Annotated in this window: 21 protein-coding genes; 8 read left to right on the top strand and 13 right to left on the bottom strand. The window is 72.2% G+C overall.

What is annotated here, in order from left to right; translation table 11 throughout:
* Positions 1-12 precede the first annotated feature (12 nt).
* From ABD329_RS30605 to ABD329_RS48330, 3 genes are all read left to right on the top strand, one after another.
* Positions 13-531, top strand: a complete 519-nt coding sequence (locus ABD329_RS30605; RefSeq protein ID WP_198276887.1) for a MerR family transcriptional regulator — start codon at positions 13-15, stop codon at positions 529-531.
* Positions 524-1,558, top strand: coding sequence for an NAD(P)-dependent alcohol dehydrogenase (locus tag ABD329_RS30600; protein ID WP_198276886.1), 1,035 nt, complete (start codon positions 524-526; stop codon positions 1,556-1,558). Before ABD329_RS30605 ends, ABD329_RS30600 begins: the two co-directional genes overlap by 8 nt.
* A 126-nt stretch (positions 1,559-1,684) precedes the next feature.
* On the top strand, positions 1,685-1,762 hold the full coding sequence (locus tag ABD329_RS48330) for a 50S ribosomal protein bL37 (RefSeq protein ID WP_370443954.1): 78 nt from the start codon (positions 1,685-1,687) through the stop codon (positions 1,760-1,762).
* A 77-nt stretch (positions 1,763-1,839) separates the two neighbouring features.
* Here the strand turns inward: ABD329_RS48330 and ABD329_RS30595 are convergent, their stop codons facing one another.
* From ABD329_RS30595 to ABD329_RS30580, 4 genes are all read right to left on the bottom strand, one after another.
* Positions 1,840-2,250: a VOC family protein gene (locus ABD329_RS30595; protein ID WP_198276885.1), complete on the bottom strand. Its 411-nt coding sequence runs from the start codon at positions 2,248-2,250 to the stop codon at positions 1,840-1,842.
* 37 nt (positions 2,251-2,287) lie between these two features.
* Positions 2,288-3,454, bottom strand: a complete 1,167-nt coding sequence (locus ABD329_RS30590) for a serine hydrolase domain-containing protein (protein WP_214664794.1) — start codon at positions 3,452-3,454, stop codon at positions 2,288-2,290.
* Positions 3,455-3,591: 137 nt separating this feature from the next.
* Positions 3,592-4,668, bottom strand: coding sequence for a tartrate dehydrogenase (locus ABD329_RS30585; protein ID WP_198276884.1), 1,077 nt, complete (start codon positions 4,666-4,668; stop codon positions 3,592-3,594).
* A 57-nt stretch (positions 4,669-4,725) separates the two neighbouring features.
* Positions 4,726-5,688: a LysR family transcriptional regulator gene (locus tag ABD329_RS30580; protein WP_198276899.1), complete on the bottom strand. Its 963-nt coding sequence runs from the start codon at positions 5,686-5,688 to the stop codon at positions 4,726-4,728.
* Between the two features lie 119 nt (positions 5,689-5,807).
* Between ABD329_RS30580 and ABD329_RS30575 the strand changes: the two genes are divergently transcribed.
* Entirely contained in the window at positions 5,808-6,710 is a 903-nt protein-coding gene (locus tag ABD329_RS30575) for an alpha/beta fold hydrolase (protein ID WP_198276883.1), read from the top strand.
* A gap of 8 nt (positions 6,711-6,718) precedes the next feature.
* Here the strand turns inward: ABD329_RS30575 and ABD329_RS30570 are convergent, their stop codons facing one another.
* On the bottom strand, positions 6,719-8,119 hold the full coding sequence (locus tag ABD329_RS30570) for an MFS transporter (protein WP_198276882.1): 1,401 nt from the start codon (positions 8,117-8,119) through the stop codon (positions 6,719-6,721).
* 134 nt (positions 8,120-8,253) lie between these two features.
* On the opposite strand from ABD329_RS30570, the gene ABD329_RS30565 reads away from it, so the two are divergent.
* Positions 8,254-9,480: a CaiB/BaiF CoA transferase family protein gene (locus ABD329_RS30565; protein ID WP_344317202.1), complete on the top strand. Its 1,227-nt coding sequence runs from the start codon at positions 8,254-8,256 to the stop codon at positions 9,478-9,480.
* The gene (locus tag ABD329_RS30560) at positions 9,477-10,355 is read left to right on the top strand and encodes a citryl-CoA lyase (RefSeq protein ID WP_246619077.1); all 879 of its coding nucleotides are present in this window, start codon (positions 9,477-9,479) and stop codon (positions 10,353-10,355) included. The genes ABD329_RS30565 and ABD329_RS30560 overlap by 4 nt, the downstream gene beginning before the upstream one ends.
* A gap of 22 nt (positions 10,356-10,377) precedes the next feature.
* On the opposite strand, the gene ABD329_RS30555 is transcribed toward ABD329_RS30560, so the two are convergent.
* From ABD329_RS30555 to ABD329_RS30540, 4 genes are all read right to left on the bottom strand, one after another.
* The gene (locus tag ABD329_RS30555; protein ID WP_198281429.1) at positions 10,378-11,148 is read right to left on the bottom strand and encodes an IclR family transcriptional regulator; all 771 of its coding nucleotides are present in this window, start codon (positions 11,146-11,148) and stop codon (positions 10,378-10,380) included.
* A gap of 83 nt (positions 11,149-11,231) precedes the next feature.
* A complete protein-coding gene (locus tag ABD329_RS30550) occupies positions 11,232-11,663 on the bottom strand; it encodes a DUF2267 domain-containing protein (RefSeq protein WP_198281428.1) in 432 nt (143 codons plus the stop codon).
* An 82-nt stretch (positions 11,664-11,745) separates the two neighbouring features.
* The gene (locus tag ABD329_RS30545) at positions 11,746-12,948 is read right to left on the bottom strand and encodes a PP2C family protein-serine/threonine phosphatase (protein WP_198281427.1); all 1,203 of its coding nucleotides are present in this window, start codon (positions 12,946-12,948) and stop codon (positions 11,746-11,748) included.
* A 61-nt stretch (positions 12,949-13,009) separates the two neighbouring features.
* Positions 13,010-14,053, bottom strand: a complete 1,044-nt coding sequence (locus ABD329_RS30540; RefSeq protein ID WP_344317201.1) for a DMT family transporter — start codon at positions 14,051-14,053, stop codon at positions 13,010-13,012.
* 192 nt (positions 14,054-14,245) lie between these two features.
* On the opposite strand from ABD329_RS30540, the gene ABD329_RS30535 reads away from it, so the two are divergent.
* Positions 14,246-14,866, top strand: coding sequence for a TetR/AcrR family transcriptional regulator (locus ABD329_RS30535; protein ID WP_198281840.1), 621 nt, complete (start codon positions 14,246-14,248; stop codon positions 14,864-14,866).
* A gap of 125 nt (positions 14,867-14,991) precedes the next feature.
* Here the strand turns inward: ABD329_RS30535 and ABD329_RS30530 are convergent, their stop codons facing one another.
* The 3 genes from ABD329_RS30530 to ABD329_RS30520 all read right to left on the bottom strand — a co-directional run bounded on the left by ABD329_RS30530 (position 14,992) and on the right by ABD329_RS30520 (position 17,654).
* Positions 14,992-15,840, bottom strand: a complete 849-nt coding sequence (locus tag ABD329_RS30530) for a glycosyltransferase family 2 protein (protein WP_198281842.1) — start codon at positions 15,838-15,840, stop codon at positions 14,992-14,994.
* A 171-nt stretch (positions 15,841-16,011) separates the two neighbouring features.
* Entirely contained in the window at positions 16,012-16,623 is a 612-nt protein-coding gene (locus tag ABD329_RS30525; RefSeq protein WP_198281841.1) for a hypothetical protein, read from the bottom strand.
* Between the two features lie 257 nt (positions 16,624-16,880).
* Positions 16,881-17,654, bottom strand: coding sequence for an SDR family oxidoreductase (locus ABD329_RS30520; protein WP_198281734.1), 774 nt, complete (start codon positions 17,652-17,654; stop codon positions 16,881-16,883).
* Between the two features lie 197 nt (positions 17,655-17,851).
* Here ABD329_RS30520 and ABD329_RS30515 point away from each other — a divergent pair, with 197 nt between their 5' ends.
* Positions 17,852-19,474 (top strand): alkaline phosphatase D family protein, encoded by a 1,623-nt coding sequence (locus ABD329_RS30515; protein WP_198281733.1) that lies wholly within the window; start codon positions 17,852-17,854, stop codon positions 19,472-19,474.
* A 47-nt stretch (positions 19,475-19,521) separates the two neighbouring features.
* On the opposite strand, the gene ABD329_RS30510 is transcribed toward ABD329_RS30515, so the two are convergent.
* The gene (locus ABD329_RS30510; protein WP_198281732.1) at positions 19,522-20,589 is read right to left on the bottom strand and encodes a Gfo/Idh/MocA family protein; all 1,068 of its coding nucleotides are present in this window, start codon (positions 20,587-20,589) and stop codon (positions 19,522-19,524) included.
* Positions 20,590-20,593: the final 4 nt, after the last annotated feature.

Genomic DNA, 20,593 nt, shown 5'->3' with positions numbered 1-20,593 from the left:
TAGCGTGGGGGCATGGCTGACTCCTCCGAGCCGGACCGGATCGGCATCCGCGCTGTGTCGGAGCTGACGGGGCTGAGCATCGACACATTGCGCTGGTACGAACGCGAAGGTCTGCTGCCCCTGGTGGAACGGGGCCCGGGCGGACGGCGCGGCTACTCACCCGCCGCGATCCGGTTCATCCGCCTGGTGCGGGCGCTGCGCCGTACCGGTATGCCGGTGGACGACGTGCGGGCCTTCGTGCGGATGGGCTCCGGCCTGGAGTGGCACGACAGGCGTACGGCGCTCCTTGAGCAGCGCGCCGCGGCCATCGAGCAGCAGATCGGCCAGTTGCGTCAGGACCTGGCGGTGGTGCGGGAGAAGATCGCGCACCACCGCGACCTGAAACGGCGCGGTCTGGACTGCGAGGACGAGATCGGCACCGCTGCCCCCGACGCCCTCCTTCCGGGCGAAGCGGGTCGCGATCCACGCGAGCAGCGCGACGAGCAACGCGAGCGGCGCGAACGAGGGAAGACGGGAATTGAGCATGCGTAAGGTCAGTGGATGGGCGGCTCACGCACCCGGCGCGGCCGTGGCCCCGTGGGAATTCGAGCGCCGGGAGCCGCGGGACAAGGACATCGCGGTGCGGGTCCGCTACTGCGGTGTGTGCGCCAGCGACCTGTCCGCGATCCGCCACGGCGACCCGGCCGCCTTCCCGCTCGTCGCGGGCCACGAGATCGTCGGGGAGGTCAGCGCGGTCGGCGACGCGGTCTCGCGGTTCTCGGTCGGCGACCAGGTCGCGGTGGGCAACATCGTCGACTCGTGCCGCACCTGCCCCGCCTGCCGGGCCGGGCGGGAGAACTGGTGCCACGCGGGAGTCACCCTCACCTACGGCGGCACCGACCGCGTCGACGGCTCCCGCACCCAAGGCGGATACGCCACCGAATACGTCGTCGACGAGCACTTCGCCTACCCGCTGCCGAGCGGGCTGGATCCGGCGGGAGTGGCCCCGCTGATGTGCGCGGGTGTCACCACCTACGTACCGTTGCGCCGCTGGGGCACCGGCCCCGGCCGGACGGTCGGCATAGTCGGCATGGGCGGCCTGGGCCATATCGCTCTCCGACTCGCCCACGCCATGGGCGCCGAGGTCGTGCAGTTCACCACCTCTCCCGACAAGGCCACCGAAGCCCGCCGGCTGGGCGCCGACGATGTGGTCGTCTCCCGGGACGAGCGGCGGATGGCCGCGCAGAAGGGGCGCTTCGACCTGATCCTCGACACCGTCGGAGCGCCGCACGCACTGGAGCCCTATCTGAGCGCCCTGGCCATCGACGGGACCCTGTGCCTGGTCGGCATCCCCGAGCAGGAGCTGCGGCTCAGCGCGCTCAGCCTGATCGTCGGCGCGAAGAACCTGGCCGGCGCGGGCAGCGGTGGCACCGGCGAAACCCAGGAGATGCTCGACTTCTGCGGCGAACACGGCATCACCGCCGAGACCGAGATCCTGCCCGCGCACGACGTCAACACCGGGCTCGACCGGCTGGCACGCAACGACGTGCGCTACCGCTTCGTCCTCGACCTGGCCTGATGCGCGGCGTGAGGCACGGAGGGGCGTGAGGTGTCGGGGGCTGGGTAAGCGCGCCGCGATCATCGCTTGAGATGCCGAGGGAATCGGTACACATAGGGCGAAAAGCATTGCCGGAAAGGAGACGACATGTCGTCGAAGCGACGCCGCAAGAAGAAGGCCCGTCGTAAGAACGGAGCCAACCACGGTAGCCGTCCCCAGTCCTGACCTGGGGCTTCGGCCGAGTGACGGTCGACGGGCTCCCCGAGCGCGCGGCGCCATCGCGCCCGGGTGCGGGGGGCCCGTCAGTCGGTCCACGAGGGGTTCGAGGTGTCCGGGCGGCCTCCGGCGCGCTCCCACTGGGCCTCGTCCCACTCGACGTATTCGATCTGGGCGCCACCGGGCAGCCTGGCGGTCAGGTTTCTGCCGGTGGGCACCGCCTGGGGGCCGCGTACGATCTCGGCGCCGGTCCGGGTGAGACGTACCTGGCACTCGTCCAGGTCGTCCACGATCAGCGTGGCCGACGTCGCCCGGTACGGCTCCAGCGTCCGCTCGTCCCCCGCCACCACCAGAACCCGGCCGACGGTGGCCAGCTCCAGGCCGTTGGGCATGGTGAAGCGGGTGGTGATCGGTTCGCCGGTGAGGGCGGTGAGCGGTGTCAGCGCCGCGTCCAGGTCGGTGGCGTAGACGCGCGCGTAGGTGCGGAAGATACGCATGTTCAGCAGCAAGGCGTGACCGGGCGCGGCTATTCCGTCAGGGATGGCGGTTTTCGCGGAGGGCCGTCTGGACGGCGGCCTTCATGTCGGCGTCCTGGGCGTCCGTGCCGCCCGGGTTGAGGTTCACCATGACCGTCGCCTGCCTGCCGTCGGTCGTGGCGCCGCACACCGTTCCGTATCCGAGGATGTCGCCGCCGTGGCCCCAGTAGAGGCCGCCGCGGGGCAGTGGCCTGCTCTCGAGGCCGAGGCCGTACGCCCGGCCGTCGGGGTTGCCGGTCGGGCGGGTCGTCATCAGCTGCCGCTGTTGGGCCGGGCGCAGCAGTTTGCCGCGCACCAGGGCGTCCAGGAAGCGGTTGAGGTCGGTGCCGCTGGAGATCATGCTGCCGGACGCGCCCGCGACCGAGGGGTTGATGGCGGTGATGTCCCTGAGCGGCGCGCCCTCGCCCGGGCGCACGTAGCCGCGCGGGTGCGGGCCGGGGATCGCCGGGTCGTCGCCCGGTACGTACGTCTCGTGCAGGCCGAGTGGCGCGATGACGCGCCGGCGGATCTCCTCGCCGTAGGTGCGGCCGGTGACCCGCTCGATGAGCAGACCGGCCAGCAGGTAGTCGGTGTTGGAGTAGCGCCAGCCGGTGCCCGGCTCGAAGGTCGGGGGGTGGGCGAGTGCGATGTTCACGAGGTCGCGGGGGTCGTGGTGGGCGAGCGGGTCCTCGAGGATTTCCTGCGGGGTGAGGTGGGTGAGGTAGTCGGGGACACCGCTGGTGTGCTGGAGCAGCTGACGGACGGTGATGATCCGTCCGTCGTTCCCGTGGCCGCGGATGACGCCCGGCAGATAGCGCTCCACCGGCGCGTCGAGGGCGACGCGACGCTCCCCGACCAGCTGGAGCACGACCGTCGCCACGAAGGGTTTGGTCATGCTGCCGATCCGGAATCCGCTGTCGCGGCGCATCGGGGCGTGGCTCTTCACATTGGCGACGCCGCTGGTGAGGACCGTGCTGCCGCACCGGGTCCGTACCTCCACGAGCGCTCCGGGCACGCCGTCGACCGTGGTCAGCCGGTGCAGGATCGCGCGCAGGCGAGGGGGGTGATCGGCGGCGGTGTGCCGCCGTGGCGCGTCGTCACCCCTCGGTGCCGCCGCCGCTGCGCCCGCCACCGCCGCCAGCGCGAGTCCGCCACTCAGCACCCGCCTGCGCCTGACCACGTTCATGCGATCCCCCTCGAAGCCCCATCGCGACCGAATGGTCACGTTAGAGCCCGCCGAGCCCGGGATCGATCCGGCCAGCCACCCCCATCACCCTGGGGACAACCCCACTACGGCCGATGTGTCACCAAGCGGTCATCCTGTCATCCGAGCACTTCGAGCAGCGCGTCGGTGAATTCCTCGGTGGTGGCCGTACCGCCCAGGTCCGGGGTGCGGACGGGGGTCTTCGCCAGGACGGTCGCGATGGCGTCGGTGACGCGGGCGGCCGCCTCGGGGTGGCCGAGGTGGTCGAGCATCATCGCGGCGGACCAGATCGCGCCGAGCGGATTGGCGATACCTCGTCCGGCGATGTCGGGCGCGGAGCCGTGGACGGGCTCGAACATGGACGGGAAGTCGCGCTCGGGGTTGAGGTTGGCCGCGGGGGCGATGCCGATGCTGCCCGCGACCGCGGCGGCGAGGTCGCTGAGGATGTCGCCGAAGAGGTTGGAGGCCACGACGACATCGAAGCGCCGCGGGTCGAGGACGAACTTTGCGGCGAGGGCGTCGATGTGCTCCTGGTCCCAGGCCACCTCCGGGTGCGCGGCGGCGCGTTCGGCCACCAACTCGTCCCAGAAGGGCATGGTGTGGATGATGCCGTTGGACTTGGTGGCCGAGGTGACGTGGCCGCCGCGCCGCTCGGCGAGGGAGAAGGCGTAGTCGAGGACGCGGGTGACGCCCTTGCGGGTGAACACCGCCTCCTGGACGGCCATTTCCTCCGGCAGCCCCCGCCCGAGGCGGCCGCCGATCTCGCCGTACTCGCCCTCGACGTTCTCCCGGACCACGACGAGGTCGACATCGCCGGGGCCCGCGCCGCGCAGCGGGCTGGGCACGCCCTCGAAGACGCGGATCGGGCGCAGATTGACGTACTGCTGAAAGCCCCGGCGGATGGGGATCAGCAGCCCCCACAGCGAGACATGGTCGGGGACGCCGGGGTAGCCGACCGCGCCGAGCAGGATCGCGTCATGGCCGCGCAGCTGGTCAAGACCGTCGTCGGGCATCATCGCGCCGAGGTCGGCATAGCGCTCGCAGGACCAGTCGTACGTCTCGTATGTGAAGCCGAGGCCGTGCCGGGCGGCGACGGTGTCCAGGACGCGGCGGGCGGCCGGGATGACCTCGTTGCCGATGCCGTCGCCGGGGATCAGGGCGATGCTGTGGTGGGTGGTCGTGCGGCGGTTCGTCATGGAGGGGATTGCAGCAGGGGAGCGACTTCCGCGTCCAAGACGCGGTTCGCATGGGTCTTATAGGCCCGCCCTATGGGATGTGTCCGGCCTGTGGGATGGGTCCGGCCTATGGGATGGGTCCGGCCTATGGGATGGGTCCGCCCTACGGGATTCCCCGGCTGTGCTGATGAACGCCTCCGCCGCCGGTGTCAGCGGCGCCCGCCGGCTGACCAGGGCGATATGCAGACTGGTGCTCGGCTCCAGGTCCAGCACCAGGGCCCCCGCCCGCTCCGCGAGGCCGCGCCAGGCGTCGGCCACCACCGCCAGGCCCACGCCCCGCAGCACCAGCGGCAGGATCGACACCCGGTGCTCGGTCTCGACCACGACGGTCAGCGCCACGCCCTCGGCCACCAGATCGTCGACGTAACGGCGCATCCCCGTCCCCTTCTGGCCCACGATCAGCCGGTGTCCGGACAGCTGCTCATGGCGCACCGGCGCTCCGGGGCGGAACGGCCCGTCCGGGGGCGTCAGCAGCACGAAGCGCTGCTCGGACAGCGGATACGTGCGCACATCGCCCTGCGGTACGGGGTCGGGGGAGGCCAGCAGCCCCAGCTCGCACACGCCGGTGCGCACCATCTCCGTCACATCGCGCGGGGTGAAGGCGGCCTGCACCCGTACGGACACCGCGGGATGGGCGCGGGCGAAGCGGTCGATCAGTCCCGCCAGCGGTTCGACGGCCTGGGAGGGCGGGGCCGCGATGTCCACCTGGCCGCCGCGCAGCCCGTGCACCGACTCCACACTGGCCCGTGCCAGCTGGAGGCTGCGCACCGCCTCCCGCGCCGGTCCGATCAGCGCGGTGCCCGCGTCGGTGAGGACCGCCCGGCGGCCGATGCGGTGGAAGAGGTCGCTGCCCAGGTCGCGCTCCAGGGCGCGGATGGCCTGGGAGAGGGAGGGCTGGGAGAGATACAGCGCGGCGGCGGCCCGGTTGAACCCGCCGTGGTCCACCACGGCCAGGAAGTACTCCAGCTGCCGCACATCCACCGCGCCGCCTCCCCGCGCCTCGCCGCTCCCGCCACCGCACTCTTCCATAGGTGCTGCTTATAAGGATTGTCGTCAACGGGTCTTGGACGCGCACCGCGGGCGGCTGCTGGGATCGGGCCATGAGCCATCAGCCGCTGGGCGACTTCGACCGCCGCACCGTCCGTGTCGAGGGTGTGGGAATCAACGTACGCACCGCCGGGGACGGGCCGCCGGTCCTCCTCCTGCACGGCTATCCGCAGACCCATGCGATCTGGCACCACATCGCCCCGGCGCTCGCCGCCACCCACCGCGTGGTCCTGGCCGACCTGCGCGGCTACGGCGACAGCGACAAGCCCGTGTCCGACGCCGAGCACAGCACGTACTCCAAGCGGGCCATGGCGCGCGATCAGCTGCTGGTGATGCGGGAGCTGGGCTTCGACCGGTTCGCGGTGGTCGGCCACGACCGGGGCGGCCGGGTCGCCCACCGGCTGGCCCTCGACCATCCGCGCGCGGTCGCCGCGCTCGCGGTCCTGGACATCGTGCCCACGCGGTACGTCTTCCAGCACGCCGACAAGGACTTCGGCCTCGGCTACTTCCACTGGTTCTTCCTGGCGGCGGACCACGGCATCCCGGAGCACCTCATCGGCCAGGACCCCGCGTTCTGGATCCGCACCAGGATGGGGGCGCGCCACCGGGGCGGAACCCCGTTCGACGAGGCGGCCCAGGCCGAGTACATCCGCTGCTTCTCGGACCCCGCGGCCATCCACGCCAGCTGCGAGGACTACCGCGCCGCCGCCTCCATCGACCTGGTCCACGACGACGCGGACGCCGCCGCGGGCCGCCGGGTCACCGCACCGCTGCTGGCCCTGTGGGGCGCGCACGGCTTCGTCGGCCGCCACTACGACGTACCGGAGGTCTGGCGCGGTTACGCCGCCGATGTGCGCGGGCAGGCGCTGCCGTGCGACCACTACCTTCCCGAGGAGGCGCCGGAGGAGACGCTGCGCCATCTGCGGGCGTTCCTCCGGGAGTACGGGAGCGCCTGACCGGCGACTTACGGCGCCGTCTGGAGGTTCTCCTGCCGCGCGGCCGTCTCCTCGTCCGGGTCGGCGGCCCCGCGCGTCTCCCGCGCCAGCGCCACCGTGACCACGGTGAGCGCGCTCATCAGGGCGATGAAGACCACCACGCCCGTGATGCTGTGGTCGAACCAGAGCAGCAGGGCGGACGCGAGCATGGGCGCGAGCCCGCCGGTGAGCACCGTGCCGATGTTGTTGGCGATGCCGACCGCGCTGAACCGGACTGTGGTGTCGAAGAGTTCGGCGAAGAACGCGGGCTGTGAGCCGAGGACGGCGGACTGGCCGATGCCCAGGGTGAGGAAGAGCGCGAGCCAGATGGCCCAGGTGTGTCCGCCGTCGAGGACCGTGAAGAACGGCCATGCGGCGGCCAGCAGCACCAGGGCCCCGCCGATCGAGACCGGGCGCCGTCCGACGCGGTCGGAGAGCGCGCCGAAGGCCGGCACCGTCACCAGCTTCACCGCCGCGACCAGCGAGATGCCGCTGAGGAGTGCGGCGGTCGGCAGCCCGCGGTCCTCGGCGTAGGTGACCGAGAAGGTGCCGAAGACGTAGTAGCCCGCGTTCTCGGCGGCGCCCGCGCCGATCACGATGAGCATCTCCTTGGGGTAGCGGCGCCAGGCGGCGACGCAGCGGCTCCCGGCGATCCGCTGCCGCAGCGAGCGGCCGGATGTCGCGGCGGGGCCGGATGTCGCGGCGACGGAACCCGCCTGGCGCACCTGCTGGAATTCGGCGGTCTCCGGCAGCGAGCGGCGCACCCAGAGGCCGAAGAAGGTCAGTCCCGCGCTGAGCAGGAAGGGAATCCGCCAGCCCCAGGCGAGGAAGGCGTCCTCGGACAGCAGCCCGGTGGTGAGCGCGAAGGCGCCGGTGGACAGGAGGGTGCCGGTGCCGGTGCCGATCGCGGGCAGTGAGGTGAGCAGCCCGCGCCACTTGGGCGGTGCGTTCTCGAAGAGGATGATCAGCGCTCCGGTCTTCTCGCCGCCCGCGGCGAAGCCCTGGACGAAGCGCAGCAGCGTCAGCAGCACCGGCGCGGCGACGCCGATCTGCGCGTGGGTCGGCAGCAGTCCGATGGCCGTGGTGGCGAGCCCCATCATCAGCAGGGTGGTCACCAGCACGCCCTTACGGCCCCGGGTGTCGCCCCGCTCCCCGAAGTAGGCGCCGCCCAGGGGCCGGGCGAGGAAGCCGATGGCGAAGGTGCCGTACGCGAGGACCGTGCCGACCAGTGGGTCGCTGTCCGGGAAGTAGATCTTGTTGAAGACGAGGGCGGCCGCGGTTCCGTAGAGGGCGAAGTCGTACCACTCCACCGTGGTGCCGAAGACGGCGGCGAGGGCGACCTTGGGCTGGAAGACCGGCCTTCTGGTGGCGGAACTGCCGGTGTGCGTCATGGGTGGACTCCCTTGTCACCGTGAATCGAGTACCACTGTGTGGTTCGCTTGTGCCGCTTGGTGGTTCGGTGATGTTATGGAGGCACACACCCCGTGGCAAGGGGTCACACCCAATTCGCGCTGGAGGTCCTCCGTTGAGCACGCCCGCCCCCGCCGCCCCGCCACCCCTGCTCGACGGCATCCGAGTCCTGGACCTGACCAATGTCCTCGCCGGGCCCTTCGCCGGGTATCAGCTGGCCCTGCACGGCGCCGACGTCCTCAAGATCGAGCTGCCGGGGGCCGGGGACCTGGCCCGCCGACTGGGCGCCGACCGGCAGTTGAGCGAGGATCTGCTGGGCGCGTCGTTCCTGGCCCAGAACGCCGGGAAGCGTTCGCTGACCCTGAACCTCAAGGACGACGAGGGGCGCGCGGCCCTGCTGCGCGCGGTGCGGGAGTCCGACGTCCTCCTCGAGAACTTCCGGCCCGGTGTGATGGACCGGCTGGGCGTCGGCCGCGAGGTCCTCATGCGGGAGAACCCGCGGCTGATCTACTGCGCCGTCTCCGGCTTCGGCCAGACCGGACCGCTGCGCGCCCGGCCCGCCTACGACCAGATCGTGCAGGGCCTCTCCGGAATGATGAGCGTGACCGGCACCCCCGAGGTCAGCCCGCTGCGCGCCGGTTTCCCGGTGGCCGACACCCTGGGCGGCATGGCCGCCGCCTTCGCCGTGGCGGCGGCCCTGGTGCGCCGGGAGCGCACCGGACGCGGCGCGTACCTGGACGTCTCGATGCTGGAGGCCGCGCTCACCGCGATGGGGTGGGTGACCTCCAACTACCTGATCACCGGCCGTCCGCCGCGGCCCATGGGCAACGAGAACTTCACCGCCGCGCCGTCGGGGACGTTCCGCACGGCGGACGGGTACCTCAACATCGCGGCCAACCGCCAGCGCCAGTTCGCCACCCTGTGCCGGCTCATCGGCCGTGCGGAACTGCTGGACGACGAGCGGTTCGCGCACCCCGCGGACCGCAAGGCCCACCGCGAGGAGCTGCGCGCCGAGATCGAGAAGGGGCTCGCCGAGCGGACCGCGGGGGAGTGGGAGGAGGTACTCGCCGACGCCGGGGTCCCGGCGGCTCGGGTGCTGTCCGTACCCGACGCGCTGGGCCTGGAGCAGCTCGCGGAGCGGGACTTCGTCCGCACCCTGCCCTTCCCGGACGGTCGGACGCGCGAACTGCGCGTGCTGGGCAGCCCGTTCCGGGTCGACGGCGAACCGGTGGCCGCGACCGCCCCGCCACCGCTGCTGGGCCAGCACACCGACCAGGCCCTGGCCGAACTCGGCTACACCCCGAAGGAGATCGACACGATGAAGGAGCGTGGCGCGATATGACCCGCCGGTCAGACGAGGTGCCGGAATCCGCGGAGGTGCCACAGGACGTCACCGACTGGTGGGCCACCGGCGTCAGCCGCATCCGCCCCGGCGAGATCCTGCTGCGCGGCTACCCGGTCGAGCAGCTGATCGGCCAGGTGTCGTTCGCCGAGACCGTCTGGCTGCTGCTGCGCGGCGAGTTCCCCACCCGGACCCAGGGCCGGTTGCTGGAAGCCGCGCTCGTCGCCGCCGTCGACCACGGGCCGCAGGCCCCGTCGATCGCCGCCGCCCGGATGGCGGCCACCTGCGGACTGGGGCTGAACAACGCGGTGGCCACCGGGGTGAACCTGCTGGGGGACGTCCACGGCGGGGCCGGTCAGCAGTGCATGGGCGTCCTGGCCGAACTGGAGGAGGCCGTGGCCGAGGGGGCGGACCTCGACGCCGCCGCGAAGAACCTGGTGGCGGAGTACCGCGCCACGGGCTCCCATGTGCCCGGATTCGGCCACCGCTTCCACCCGTACGACCCGCGCCGCACCCCGCTGCTCGACCTGGTGGGCGCGGCGGTGGCGGACGGCGGGGCGCCGGGCTGGGCGCTGCGCGCCGGGACGGCCCTGGAGCGGGCCCTGGCGGAGGGCCGCAGCCGTCCCGTTCCGATGAACATCGACGGCGCCACCGCCATCGTCTACAGCGAACTCGGCTTTCCGCCCGAGCTCGGACGCGGGCTGTTCGTGCTCTCCCGCAGCGTGGGCATCCTCTCCCACGCCTGGGAGGAGAAGTCCGGCGGGGCGAGGATCAAGGGCCCGCTGCCCCGGCGGCTGCTGCCCTCGTACGAGGGCCCCGCGCCCCGGAACCTCGACCGGCCGGCGGGCGGCGGGAACGGCGCCGAAGGCGCGTGAACGTCAGCGACGCCGGCAAACGTCAGCCGCTCCCGCCGAGGAACCGCAGCTCCGACAGCCGCTTCGCGGCCTCGGCCAGCGCCGGGCGGAAGGACTCGACGCGCTCCTCGGTGAAGCGGCTGGTGGGCCCGCCGAGCCCCACCGCGGCGACGACCTGCCCGGCCGCGTCGGTGACCGGGGCGGCCACGGCCGACACCCCGTCCGCGCGCTCACCGTGGCTGACCGCCCAGCCCCGCTCCGCGGCGAGCCGCGCCCGTGTCGCCAGGACGGCGGCGAAGTCGGGGCCGCGCCCGGCCGCCGCGGCCACCCGGCTCAGCGTCCGGGCCGAGCCGCCGATGAGCAGGACATGCCCGGAGGCACCGGCCCACAGGGGCATCTCCTCGCCGATGCGCACCACATGGCGCAGCTGCTGGGTGCCCTCGTGCTGGGCCACGCACACCCTGGAGCCGCCCTGGCGGATGTAGATCCGGGAGGATTCGCCACCCGACCGGACCGAGAGGACGCGCAGACACTCCACCGCCTCCGGGGGCAGCCGCCAGGCGTCCTGGGCGAGCGCCGCCCAGCGCAGCAGACCCGCGCCGGGGGTGAGCCGGCCGTCCCCCCGGCTCCACAGCAGCCCGCGCTGTTCGAGGGTGGCCACCAGCCGGACCACGGTGGACTTGGCCAGCCCGGTGGCGTCGGTCAACTCCCGTACGCTGCGGGAGCGGTGGGTCTCGTCGAACAGGGCGAGCAGATCCAGTGCGCGCAGGACGCTCCGTACGCCCTCGCCGCCCTCTCCGGCCGCCGTCCCCATCGCCGTCCTCCTCGCCGCACACCGCATAAGCCACCTATCGGTGCGACGGTACCACCAGGCGGTTCAGGGGAGGCGGGGGTCGGCTACGCCGGGATGACGGTGGCCAGGTCGGCGGGCATCCGGCCCCGGAGATCGTCCCACTCGCCCTCGCTGATATGGCGTTGCAGGACCTCCAGGACGGTGTGGACCAGCTGCTCGGTGTCGCCCTGGACCGCGTACGGGAAGTCGTGCCGGATCCGCTGGAAGAACTCCTCGCTGTGCGTCTTCACGGGCGTCTCCGCTGGTCTCCACCCCTCGTAGTAGATGCCGCGCACCAGCATCGGGAGCTGTGCGCCGAACTGGACGGCCTCGTCCACCGTCAGCCGGTCCCGCAGCTGGTGCAGGACCGCGCGCAGGGCGGCGTAGGACTGTTTACGGCGCTCCTTGGGCCAGCCGTACGCGTCCTCGATCTCCTTGAGGAGCCGGTTGGTCTTGTCGACGGTCGTGTCGAACGCGGGAAAGCCTGTCGCAACCATCGTGTTCGTCCTTTCGATGCCTCAGAAGCCTCCTGGGGCGGTGGAGGCGGGAGGCGTCATCATCGGGTATCGGGTCGACGGCTCAGGGACCCGGCGGATGCCACTCGATCATCAAAATCGTGGCGTCGTCGCTGAGTTCGCTGTGCCGGTGGTCGAGGATCGCGTGGATGAGCAGGCGCAGCACCTCGGGGGCGTTCTGCCCGGCGGCCGTCGAGCGGATGATGTGGTCGGCGAAGCGCTCCAGGCCGAACTGCTCGCCTCCCTCGTCGCGCGACTCCACGACCCCGTCGGTGTAGAGCAGGACGCGGTCACCGGGCTCCAGCGTCGTCTCGTGGATCTGGCGGGGCGTGTCGGACAGCCGCGCGGGCAGCCCCAGCGGCGGTTCGGCGGGCCGCTCCAGCTCCTTGCCCAGCAGCCGCTGGCGGCGGATGACCAGCGGGGTGGGATGGCCGCAGTTGGACCAGCGCAGCGCCCCGCTGGGCATGTGCAGCTGGAGGAAGACGCCGGTGCAGAACTGGTCCGGAAGCCATTTGGCCAGCGCGTCGTCCACGGTGGAGACGAGCGCCGCCAGATCGGCGCCGGTGCGCCGGGCGTTGCGGCTGCCCGCCATCGCCACGGAGGTGGTCAGCCCGGACGCCAGGTCGTGGCCCATCGCGTCGAGGATCGTGGCGTGCAGGACGTCCTCGGTGAACGAGTGGTCGAAGGCATCGCCCCCCAGCTCGTACGCGGGCTCCACGACGGCCGTCGAGACCACCCGGCCGGTGCCGATGGAGCGGGGCGGGAGGAAGGCCCGCAGCATCTCCGTGGGCAGCTGCATGGACCGGGTGCGGGTGCGCTGCGCGAAGGTGTCGATATAGGTCCGCTTGGACGTGATGACCATGGCGAGGAGCGAGGCCAGCGTCCGGCAGCGCCAGAGCCTGAGCCCGTCCAGGGAGGCCATCCGCAGTTGCAGGACCCCCAGCCGCTCCGCGCCGTTCAGCAGCGGCAGCCATACGCTGAGCCCGCCCGCACCGTCCTCCTCGACCCGCACCGAATCGGTGCGGTAGGCGAATCCGGCCAGGGAGTGGTCGAGCTCCAGGCGCGGCTCGCCCTCCTCGAGCGGCATCAGCAGCCGCTGCCGGAGATCGATCAGGAAGACGACCGCGCGGCCCATGTTCATGGCCTCGGTGTAGTGGTCCAGGGCCACCGGGAGCTCCGCCGGTGATGCCTCCTGGGTGGCCCTGAGCAGCTCTTCCAGCAACTGCTCAGCGGTCTCGGCCGAGGTCGACACGTTCGCGTCCACCATGCGCTCAACCTTACGGCGGCGGGCCCAGCGACGCCCGGGGGTCGCGGGGGATCACGGGGGATCACGGGGGCGTGGGCACCGGCTCCCGGGGGACGGTGGCGGGCTCGCGTACGGCGGCGGTCTGCGGCACGGCCACAGGGGCTTCGCGTACGGCGGTCTGTGGCACGGCTAGGACGGTCTGCGGTACGGCTGGGGCGGCTTCGCGTACGGCGGACTCCCGTACGACCACGGTGGCATCGCGCACCCCCGCCCTCGCCCCCGACCGCGGTGCCCGGGAGAGCAGGACCACCCCGCGGGCGGCCGCCGCCGCGCCCACGGCGGCCAGGGCCCAGCCGCCCGGGCCGCCCCGGAACCGCTCGTCCAGCAGGACGATCCCGATGGCGGCCGCCGCCACCGGGTTGGCCAGGGTCAGGGTGGCCAGGGGTGCGCCGAGGCCGCTGCCGTAGGCGCTCTGGGACAGCAGCAGACCGCTCACCGCGAAGACCGCGACCAGCAACGCCACGACCACGGTCCGCCAGGACACCAGGGCCGCCCCGGGGGCGCGGGAGTCGGCGAGCGCGACCGTGAGGGTCTGGGTGAGCGCCGAGGCGACACCGGAGGCTACCCCGGACGCGGTGGCGAACCGCAGCCCCCGGCCCGGGGTGCCGCGCCCCCCGCGCCCCGGCCGGACGCACAGCCCGATGAACGCCAGCACGACGGCCGCGAGCCCGACCGCCTCCGGCAGGCTCAGCGTCTCGCGCGGGGTCTCCCCGGCGGTGACCGGCAGCAGGGCGCCGAGGCCGAGCAGCGCGAGGACCACGCCCCGCCACTCGTCCCGGACCACCCGCCGCCCCGCGAGCCGCGCGCCCAGCGGGACGGCCGCCACCAGGGTCAGCGCGCCGAGCGGCTGGACCAGGGTGAGCGGTCCGTACCGCAGCGCCGCCACATGCAGCAGGGCACCGGTGGAGTTGAGGCCGACCGCTCCCCACCAGGCGCCGCGCAGCAGCAGCCGCGGCATGCGGTCCGGCCGGCCGCCCGCGGCCAGCCGTTCCTGGGCCACGGCCGCGGTCGCGTAGGCGACGGCCGAGGCGAGCGCGAGCGCTACGGCTATGACGGTCGGGTTCATCGTGAACCCTGCCTTCCTCTGGGCACTGTCCGCCTGTCACCGGTGGAGCTATCGGCACACGGACGTATCGATACGAGAGTGTACCGGTGCGAGACCGTATCGGTACAAGGGTGTATCGGTACGCGGATGTGTCGGTACACTGCGTGGTCGGGGAGGGAAGCCGGAGTCCGGTGGACCGAGGAGGAGGACCCGATGGCGACGCAGAGCCCGGAGACGGACGCGCCGCAGCGCCGTTCCAAGATCACCCCCGAGCGGGAGCAGGAGTTCTACCAGGCGGTCCTCGATCTGCTCCAGGAGGGCGGCTACGAGGCCCTCACCATCGAGGCGGTCGCCGCCCGCACCCGCGCCAGCCGCTCCACCCTCTACCGGCAGTGGTGCACCAAGCCCCAGCTCGTCGTCGCCGCGCTGCGCTCGTGCAAGCGCCCCTTCGCGCTGGAGGGCATCGACACCGGCTCCCTCGCGGGTGATCTGCGCGCGGTCGCGGAGGCCGTGGGCGAGGCGGGGGAGGTGTGCGGCGGTGACACCGCGCTGGTGTACGCCCTCGGGCACGCCGCGTTGCAGAACCCCGAACTGCTCCAGGCGCTGCGTGCCGCGCTGATCGAGCACGAGGTGAAGACGATCCAGGCGATGGTCCGCCGGGGGGTGGAGCGCGGTGAGGTGGCCGCGGACAACCCGGCTGTCGAGTTCGTTCCCACTCAGCTGATCGGCGCGATGCGGGTGCGTCATCTGCTTGAGGGGCGGGTCGCCGACCGTGCGTATCTGACGCGCTTCCTCGAGGCTTCGGTCTTCCCCGCGCTGGGGTTGGCGCCTTAGGGGGCCTTAAGGGGCGTTGGCGCCTTCAGACCGGTCCCGTAAGGCCGTCGGCCGGGCTGTCGGGCTGCGGAGCCCGTAAGGCCGTCGGCCGGGCTGCCGGGCCCGTCGGCCGGGCTGTCGGGCCGTCAGATGATGGGCGGGCGGCCCAGCTTGGTCATGTGCCACACCGTGCGCCAGCGCATCGGACGGCGCCGCCCGCAGCTGGTGCGCAGGCCCTCCAGGAAGCCGCCCGCCCAGGCCCGGAGCCCGGTCAGGGAGCGGGTGCGGGCGAGGGTGAGCAGCGTCCAGGTGGCCAGGTAGAGCGGCACCAGCGGCAGCGGCAAGTGGCGGCGGGCCAGCCAGACCCGGTTGCGGGCGGTCATCCGGTGGTAGACGGCGTGCCGGGCGGGGGAGGTCCGGGGGTGCTGGAGCAGCAGTTCGGGGGCGTAGACGACCTTCCAGCGCGCGTCGAGGGCCCGCCAGGCGAGGTCGGTCTCCTCATGGGTGAAGAAGAACGCGTCCGGCCAGCCGCCGATCTGCTCCAGCATCGCCATCGACAGGCCGTGGGCGCCGCCGAGGAAGGTGGTCACCTCACCGCCGCGCATCGGGTCGGACGCGCGCAGCCGGGGCACATGACGGCGCTGGGTCTCGCCCCTCTCGTCGGCGATGCGGAAGCTCACGATGCCCAGGCGGGGGTCCTCGGCGTACAGATCGCGCACCCGGCGGAAGACATCGGCGTCCACCAGCAGCCCGTCGTCGTCGAGGTCGACCACCACGTCCACGTCGCCGAACTCGCGCAGCCGCCGCCAGGCGACGTTACGGCCGCCCGAGACCCCGAGGTTCTCCGCCAGCTCGACCGTGGTCACCTCGCCGGGGAACTCCGGAAACTCCGGGAGCGGGGAGCCGTTGCCGACGACCACGACGCGGGCCGGGGGCACGTCCTGCTTCGCGACCGACTCCAGCAGGGCGGCCACCTCTCTGGGCCGGTTGCCCATGGTCAGGATGGCGATACCCAGGCGTGGTTCGGGGGCGGCGGACACGGTGGGACTCCAGAGTTCGGTTGCGATGCCCGCGATCGTAACCGTTCACTCAGAAAGACACTTCCGTATGGCTGATGTTCATCAAGGGCCGAGCAAGGAGTCAGTTTCAAAGACTGAGCAAAGCAATCAGCCGTCGAGTGCGGCGAGCGCCTTCCTGGCCGCGCCGATGGCGCCCTTGCGGATCTCATCGGAGTCGGCGGCCTTGTGGCTCTCGAAGTCGCCGCCGTTGTAGGTCACGGTGACCGTGGCGTTGTCCTGGTGGACCGTCACCACGGCCTCGCGTATGCCCTGGTCGTCGTCCTCGGTGGTCTTCTCGGTCACCGAGGCGTCGTCGCCGAGGCCGGGTACCGCGCTGCCGCCCTCGCTCTTCTGCTTCCCCGCGACGCTCTTGACGTCGTAGGCGATGTCCAGCCAGCGGTAGTCGAAGTCGTCCAGCGCGTGCCAGGAGCAGCCCGTACGGCGGTTGAGGTCGCTGGACTTCAGCTCGTTACCGGTTGTTTTGGCCCCTGGCACCAGGTCCTTGATCATCGACTCCGGGAGAACCGTGCACGCCTCCTCGGGCGGCTTGGTGTAACGCGGTGCGGCGGCGCTGGTGGCCGGGGCCGAGGTCTGCGGGGAGGGGCCCGCCGGGGTGGCGCTCGTGTCCGAGTCGTCCGATGTCGTCATGGCCACTCCCGCGGCGGCGAGGACGGCGACGGGCAGCAGACGGGCGACCAGGGTGAGCGGCAGAGAACGCACGGCGGTCTCTCTTCGTTCGGATGCCGGTGTGGGGCGGTGGTGGTGCGGCGGTGGGGCGGTGGTGGTGCGGCGGTGGGACAGTGGTGAAGATGTGGCGCGGTGGGAAACGACCCTGCCATATCGAGCGGTCCTCGAACAGTCCGGGGGTGGCGAGGGGGCGGCCGGGAACCGCTGTGCCGATGGGGTGAATTGCCCGCATCTCCACATTATCTCCACAATCGGAGGGTTATCTACGACGGGTGACGTTCCCTCATCCGTCAGCCGCGGCCGATGTACGGCATCGCCGTCGCCATGACCGTCGCGAACTGAACATTCGCCTCCAGCGGCAGCGACGCCATATGCCGTACCGTCCGTGCCACGTCCGCGACGTCCATCACGGGCTCGGCCACCACCTCCCCGCTCGCCTGCGGCACACCGGCGGACATCCGCTCGGTCATCTCGGTCGCCGCGTTGCCGATGTCGATCTGCCCGCAGGCGATGCCGTACCGGCGCCCGTCCAGCGACAGCGACTTGGTGAGCCCCGTGATGGCGTGCTTGGTGGCCGTGTACGCCACGCTGTCCGGCCTGGGCACATGCGCCGAGAGCGAGCCGTTGTTGATGATCCGGCCGCCCCGCGGGTCCTGATCCCGCATCAGCCGGAAGGCCGCCTGCGCGCACAGGAACGCCCCGGTGAGGTTGGTGTCCACGACCGACCGCCAGTCCTCGTAGGCCAGATCCTCCAGCGGCACGCCGCGCGGGCCGAAGCTGCCCGCGTTGTTGAACAGCAGATCCAGCCGTCCGAATCGCTCCCGTACCGCCGCGAAGAGCGCGTCCACCCGCTCCGGGTCGGCCACGTCCGTCGGCACCACCGGGGCCGGGGGACCGCCCCCGGCCAGCCGCGCCGTCTCGGCCAGGGCCTCCTCGCGGCGGCCCGCCAGCACCACCGACCAGCCCGCCTCGAGGAGTTCGAGCGCCACGGCCCGGCCGACACCGGAGCCCGCGCCCGTCACCACCGCCACTTTCGACACCACCGACACACGACCGTCGCTCATAGCGCCGCAGCGTACGCCACGTCAGTTCACCGTGCGGGTGGGCCGGTTCGCACGCCGGTTCGCGCGCCGATTCGCGGCAAAGGTCCCTTCCGGCAACGGACCTCACCGAGCGGTCATATCGATGTCGTGTGCACGCAAACGCCCGGCCGTCCTCCGACACTCCAATTCCTCTGACGCCACGAGCCAGGGGAGAGCACATGGCACACGACTCGCATCAGCGCGCCATACGAGCCGCGGCCGCAACGTTGGGACGCCGCCGCTTCCTCACCGTGACGGGGGCCGCCGCCGCGCTCGCCTTCACCACCAACCTGCCCAGCGCCCACGCCGCGCAGGTGTCGCCGCACGCGCTCGCCGACAACCCGTTCACGCTCGGCGTGGCCTCCGGCGACCCGCTGCCCGACGCCGTCGTGCTGTGGACCAGGCTGGCGCCCCGGCCCTACGAGCCGGGGAACGGGCTGCCCGAAAAGGGCACCGTCAAGGTCGAGTGGGAGATCGCCCGCGACGAGAAGTTCCGCCGCGTCGCCCGCCGGGGGACCGTCACCGCGCACGCCGAGTTCAACTACACGGTGCACGTGGACGCCAAGGGCCTCGAGCCGGGCCGCGTCTACTGGTACCGCTTCAAGGCCGGGAACTGGACCAGCCCGGTGGGCCGCACCCGCACCACCCCCTCCGCGGGCGCCAAGGTCCAGGAGGTCCGCTTCGGCCTGGTGTCCTGCCAGGCGTACCACGACGGCTACTTCACCGCCTACCGCCACCTGGCGCAGGAGGACCTGGACGCCGTCTTCCACGTGGGCGACTACCAGTACGAGTACGCGGTCAACGCCGCGGGCGGCGCCCGCAACTACACCGACCGCACCCTCCCCGCGGTGTTCAACAAAGAGACCATGACGCTCGGGGACTACCGGCTGCGCTACGCGCTCTACAAGTCCGACGAGGACCTCCAGGCCGCCCACGCCGCCTTCCCCTGGTACGTCACCTGGGACGACCACGAGACCGAGAACAACTACGCGGGCGACATCGACGAGAACGGCGGCCCGTCGGACGAGTTCCTGATCCGCCGGGCGGCCGCCTACCGGGCGTACTGGGAGAACATGCCGCTGCGGATGCCGCAGCAGCCGAGCGGCGCCGACATGCGGCTCTACCGCCGCTTCCACTACGGCAAGCTGGCCCAGTTCGACATCCTCGACACCCGCCAGTACCGCTCCAACCAGGCGTACGGCGACGGCTGGCAGTACCCGGGCCCGGAGTCCGAGGACCCCTCGCGCACCCTCACCGGCACCGCCCAGGAGCGCTGGCTGCTGGACGGCTTCCAGCGCTCCACCGCCACCTGGAACGTGCTGCCGCAGCAGGTCACCTTCTCCCAGCGGAAGAACACCACGGCCGCGCGCTCCAAGCTCTCCATGGACTCCTGGGACGGCTACCCCGCCTCCCGGGAGCGGATCCTGGCCGGTGTCGAGAAGGCGGGCCTGGACAACTTCGTCGTCCTGACCGGCGATGTCCATGTGCACTACGCCTTCGACATCAAGAAGGACTTCGACGACCCGGGGTCCCGGACCCTGGGCGTGGAGTTCGTCGGCACCTCCGTCAGCAGCGGCAAGGACGGCGCCGACAAGCCCGACAACTGGTCCACGTACATGGCCGCCAACCCGCATATGAAGTTCTACAACGGCCGGCGCGGCTATGTGACGGTCTCGCTGGACGAGGAGCGGGCACGGGCCGACTACAAGACTGTCTCCGCGGTCACGACCCAGGGCGCGCCGCTCACCACGGCGGCGTCGTTCGTCAGCGAGGCCGGGAACCCCGGCCTGAAGCAGGTCTGACGGGCGGGCGGGCCCGGCGCGCACCCCATGCGCCGGGCCCGCCCCGCTCACGCCCCGCCCTCGTTCGTGTCCGCGTCCTCGCCCACGCCTTCGTCCTCTCGCGCTCCCTCTCCCGCTCCCTCTCCCGGGTACCGCACCCCCAGCCGCTCACGGGCCGCGTCCAGGGTCCGCATCACCGCCAGCGTGCCGTCCAGCGGTACCAGCGGGGACTCCGTCTCGCCCGCGCGCAGCGCGCGCATCACCTCCGCCGCCTCCCGCTGGTAGGAGCGCAGCCCGTCCACCGCCGTGATCTCCTCCGGATCCCGGCCGGGCCGGTGCAGTACGCACCGCTCGGGCTGGAAGAAGCCGCGCGGGAACTCGATCCGGCCCGCCGTGCCCGTCACCGCCGCCGTCATCGGCGTATCGGCGGTGATCGAGCAGGACAGCAGCGCCACCGCCCCGCTGTCCCAGCCCAGCGCCAGGCCCGTGTTCACGTCCACGCCCTCGGGGGAGAGCTGTCCCACGGCCCGCACCTCGTCCGGCTCGCCGAGCAGCAGCTGCGCGAAGGACACCGGATAGACGCCGAGGTCCAGCAGGGCGCCGCCGCCCAGCGCCGGATCGCGCAGCCGGTGGTCCGGTGGATACGGGCCGGGCAGTCCGAAGTCCGCGTGGACCGCCCGGACCTCGCCGATCGCGCCATCGTGGATCAGCTCGGTCATCCGACGGACGACCGGATCGCAGTACGTCCACATCGCCTCCATCAGGAAGCGGCCCCGGGCCCGGGCGAGGTCCACCAGCTCCTCGGCCTCGCGGACATTGAGCGTGAACGGCTTCTCGCACAGCACCGCGCGCCCCGCCTCCAGACACAGCCCGGCCGCCGCGCGATGGGCCGAGTGCGGGGTGGCGACATAGATCACATCGATGTCGTCATCGGCGGCCAGCTCCTCCCAGCCGCCGTAGGCGCGGGGTATCCCGAACCGCTCCGCGAACCGCTTCGCCGACTCAGGACGGCGCGAGCCGACCGCGATGACCTGCGCGTCCGTCATCTCCAGCAGATCCGTGGCGAACGAGGCGGCGATCCCACCGGTCGCCAGAATCCCCCACCGCACGGTGCCCGACCCGCTCGTCCCGGCCATCCCG

The sequence above is a fragment of the Streptomyces javensis genome (assembly GCF_039525925.1).
In the GTDB taxonomy this organism is placed as follows: Bacteria; Actinomycetota; Actinomycetes; order Streptomycetales; family Streptomycetaceae; genus Streptomyces; species Streptomyces asiaticus.
Note: the sequence above shows the minus strand (reverse complement) of the source record. Positions and strands in the feature narration are given on the sequence as shown.